This is a genomic window from Streptomyces sp. Ru72 (genome assembly GCF_002920635.1).
In the GTDB taxonomy this organism is placed as follows: Bacteria; Actinomycetota; Actinomycetes; order Streptomycetales; family Streptomycetaceae; genus Streptomyces.
In genome coordinates this window covers 1-3,944 of sequence record NZ_PQSR01000209.1, presented here as the reverse complement: position 1 = coordinate 3,944, position 3,944 = coordinate 1, and the positions used below count along the sequence as shown (strand labels likewise).

Sequence of the window (3,944 nt, the reverse complement as noted above, 5' to 3'; positions counted from 1 at the left end):
CGCCCCTTCAGTGCGCAGCCACCGCCCCTCCGCCCCCGGCTCAGGGCGACGCCGGTGCCGAGTTCCCCGAGGCCGGGGGCGGAGCCCCGGTGTCGTCGCCGGAGGTCGCCCACCACGCGCCCACCCCGATCGCCGCCGCCAGGACCGCCGCCGCCACGCCCAGCGTGATCCGGCGGCGCCGGGCCGCCGCGCGGTGACGGGCCGAGCCCGGGCGGGGGGCGCCCGGGGTGCGAGGGGCGCGGGCCGTGCCGCGGGCGCCGCCCGCCAGTTCGTCCGGGCCCGGCACCCGCATCGAGGTGTGGGTGTCCCGGTTCGAGTCCGGCTTCGCCCCCGGGACCAGGGGCACCGCACCTCGCCGCGTCCGGGTCACCACCGGCTCCCCGGGCGCCTCGTACGGCTCGTCCACCGGCTCCGCGTCCGGTTCGTCCACGTCCAGCGGCGGCATCCCCGCCAGCAGGGGCAGCTGCTCCCGCAGGCGCGCCGCCAGCTCCGACGCCCTCAGTCGTGACGCTGGCGCCTTCGCCAGGCACTGCACCATCAGCTGCCACAGCTCGTCCGGGATACCGGGCAGGGGGACGACCGTCTCCGTGACATGGCGGCGCAGGACCGCGCCCGGGTGGCCGCCGCCGAACGGCGTGAAGCCCGCGAGGAGCTCGTACAGCACCGTGGCCAGCGCGTAGATGTCCACCGCCGCCCTCGGCGGCAGGCCCTCCACTATCTCCGGCGCCAGATAGTCCGGGGTGCCGATGATCTTCGTGGCCTTGCTCCGCCGCGGCGAGTCGATCAGCTTGGCCACGCCGAAGTCCGTCAGCAGTGCCGGGTGCGCCCCGCCGGGGCCCAGCGGCCCCTGCATGTCGAGCAGGATGTTCTCCGGCTTCACGTCCCGGTGCACGATGCCGGCCGCGTGCGCCGCCGCCAGCCCCTCCGCCACGTCGGCCACGATGGCGACCGCCGCCTCGGGCGCGAGGCGCCGCTCCCGGTCCAGACGGGTGCGCAGATCCGTGCCGCGGACCAGGTCCATGACGAGGGCCAGGTCGTTGCCGTCGACCACCAGGTCCCGTACGGACACGACGTGCGGATGGTCCAGCCCCAGCAGCGCCGTGCGCTCCTGGACGAAGCGGCCCACGAGCTCCTGGTCGGACGCGAGGTCCTCCCGCAGCAGCTTGATGGCGACGGGGCCCTCCGGCCCCTCCCCCAGCCACACCGTGCCGGCGCTTCCCCGCCCCAGGATCTGGTGGGCGGTGTACCGGCTGCCGATCTTCCGTGCCAAGTCTGCTCCTACTGGGGACGCGTGTTGCCGACCCTGCGCCGGACCCCGATCGACAAAACTACGCGTCCGAAGCGGCAACCTTCACCGCCGAGCGGGAAATCACCCGTCGGATGTCGACAAATCCCCAAGCTCGGTGCGCACGAAGGCCGCCCGGAGCCCGCTACTTGTTGCCCAGCCGCCCGATCCAGTCGGCCGCGGTGGAGAACCAGTCGCTCAACTGCTGCCAGTACGACTTGGTCGTCCCGATCCAGTCCTGAAGCGGGCTGAACTCCCACACCAGCCACCCGGCGACGAACAGGATGACGATCGTGAACAGGCACCCCTTGAGGCAGCCGAGCCCCGGGATCTTCATCGGGTTCGCGCTGCGCTGCCGCGGCGGCCGGGGCTCACGCGCCGGACGGGGCGCCGGCTGCTGGGGCTGCTGAGGCGCGGGCGCGTACCGCTGCGGCTGGTGCTGCGGGGCGGGCGCGTACTGCTGCCGCTGGGGCGCGTACTGCTGGGGCCGCCCCTGCGGACGGCCGTACTCCGGCCCGGGCTGCTGCCGCTGCGGCGGGCCTTGCTGGGGACGCGCCACCTGCCGCTGCGGGCGGCGGCGCAGCGGGTCCTCGCCGGGGTCGAGGTACGCCTGGACCTGCGTCTGCTCGTTGCGGTCGCGGGCCGCGCGCAGCTGGCTCTGCCAGGGGTGCGGCTCCTCCTGCCCGGGCTGCCCGCCGGGCCCGTGCGGCGGCATGGGCGGCATCACGGCCGTCGGGTCGGCGGCCCCGTTGGCGGGCAGGACGGCGGTGGGGTCGGCGGAGCCGGGCGGGGTGTGCGGCAGCACGCTGGTCGCCGCGTTCGGGTCGTACGAGGACGCCGCGCCCTGTGGCAGTACCTGGGTGGGGTCGGCGGAGCCGGGCACGGTCGCCGGGGCGGAGTCGGGGCCGAGCAGGGCGGCCACGCCCTCGGCGGCGGCGATCTGCGCGGAGTTCGCGTGCACGCCGACGCCCTCGGCGACCACCCGCAGCGCCCGCGCCAGGTTCTCGGCGCTCGGCCGGCCCTCCGGGTTCTTGCGCAGGCAGCGCTCTATCACCGTCCACAGCGGATCGGGCACCGTCGACGGGCGGCGCGGTTCGGCGCTCAGGTGCTGGTGGAGCACCTCGAGGGCCGAGCCGCCGGAGAACGGCGGACGCCCGGTGACCAGCTCGTACAGCAGGATGCCGGCGCCGTAGATGTCCACGGCGGAGGTCTGCGGGCGGCCCTCGGCCGACTCCGGGGCGACGTACGCGGGCGTGCCCACGAACTCGCTCGTGCGCGTGAGGCCGGGCGAGTCGGCCAGCCGGGCGATGCCGAAGTCGGTCAGCATCGGGTGCATCTGGCCGTCGTACTGGGCGAGCAGGACGTTCGCCGGCTTCAGGTCGCGGTGGACGACGCCGTCGGCGTGGCTCGCGGCCAGCGCGTCGGCGATCTGGGCGGTGAGCAGGGCGGCGGCGACGGGGGTGAAGGGGCCGTTCTCGCGCAGGTAGCGGTGCAGGTCGGGGCCGTCGACGAGGTCCATGACCAGGGCGAGCAGATCACCCTCGACCACCAGGTCGCGGACCCGAACGATGTTCGGGTGGGTCAGCCGGAGCAGGACGGACCGCTCCCGCAGGAACCGCATGACGACATCGGGGTCGCTCGCCAGCTCCTCCTTGAGAACCTTGATCGCCACGGTCTCGCCGGGCCGGCCCGCCACGGCCGCCTCGGCGCCGGCGGTCTCCCTCTGGCGGGCTCGCCAGACGGTGCCCGTGGCGCCGCGTCCCAGGGGCTCCTCAAGGAGGTACTTGCTCCCTACCGGCCGCACGTCATGCGCTCCCTGTTGCTTGCTCTTCCGGTCGTCCACCGCGCTACCGGTGTTCCGCCCACTGTAGGGGGTGTCTGACAATGCCCGCCGGGCGCGAATGGTCAGACACCCCCTGGTGCCGAGCCACCTGGCACCGAGCTGTCGACGGCCTGTGGGTCACGTGCCCGCATGGAGGAGGTACGTATCCGGCTCCCGTACCTGTTCGATGACAAGACGCTCGCTTCGGTTCAGTTGGTTGCCCGATCCGAGCGTGACCGATCTCAAGCGGGCACAGGCCGGGCACTGGTCAGGCACTTTTACGGGCAGAGCCGACCAATCAAGATCATTTGACGGTGGAGGGCGGGCGCACTGTCAGTGGCAGGTGCGAGGATGCATTCCGTACTGGCCGATGTGCTCGTGTGCGGTGGGGGAGTCCGCGGTGGGGGACCGTGGCACGGCTCCTTCCCCGTCCTCGGGCGCCCGCACGCGCGGGAGCCGAAGGGGCGGCGTCGGTGTCGAGGGGGCGAGCGCGTGGGGCCCGCAGGACCGGGCGCGGTCGCGGTCCCGACACCGGCTCGTGCGCCTCGTGGGCGACCGCGGACGCAGACAGAAGGGACCGCTGACGGCGATGCAGATCCGGCTGACCGTCGTAGCCCCACCGGCCCCGCCCACGGAGTCACGGGCCCGCGCCGCGGGCTGTGACGTGCTGGTCACCGCGCCCGCCGGGACGGCCCTGGCCGCGGTGGCCTCGGGCCTGGCCTCGGCGGCCGGCGGGGAGGGGGTTCCCTCCCAGGCCGAGCGAAGCCGGGAACCCGGTACGGGCTCGGTCGTGCTGTACGCGGGCACGGAGCGGCTCGACCCGCAGCGCTGCACGCT

At 74.5% G+C, this 3,944-nt stretch carries 3 protein-coding genes; 1 reads left to right on the top strand and 2 read right to left on the bottom strand.

Features of this window, described 5'->3' with window-relative positions:
* Positions 1-40: 40 nt before the first annotated feature.
* Together C3488_RS39315 and C3488_RS39310 are read right to left on the bottom strand one after the other, a co-directional pair.
* Positions 41-1,270, bottom strand: coding sequence for a serine/threonine-protein kinase (locus C3488_RS39315; RefSeq protein ID WP_103845596.1), 1,230 nt, complete (start codon positions 1,268-1,270; stop codon positions 41-43).
* Between the two features lie 160 nt (positions 1,271-1,430).
* Positions 1,431-3,089, bottom strand: a complete 1,659-nt coding sequence (locus C3488_RS39310; RefSeq protein WP_103845597.1) for a serine/threonine-protein kinase — start codon at positions 3,087-3,089, stop codon at positions 1,431-1,433.
* A 607-nt stretch (positions 3,090-3,696) separates the two neighbouring features.
* Between C3488_RS39310 and C3488_RS39305 the strand changes: the two genes are divergently transcribed.
* Positions 3,697-3,944, top strand: a 248-nt coding sequence (locus C3488_RS39305) for a hypothetical protein (RefSeq protein WP_146068031.1), incomplete at its 3' end; no start/stop codon positions are given.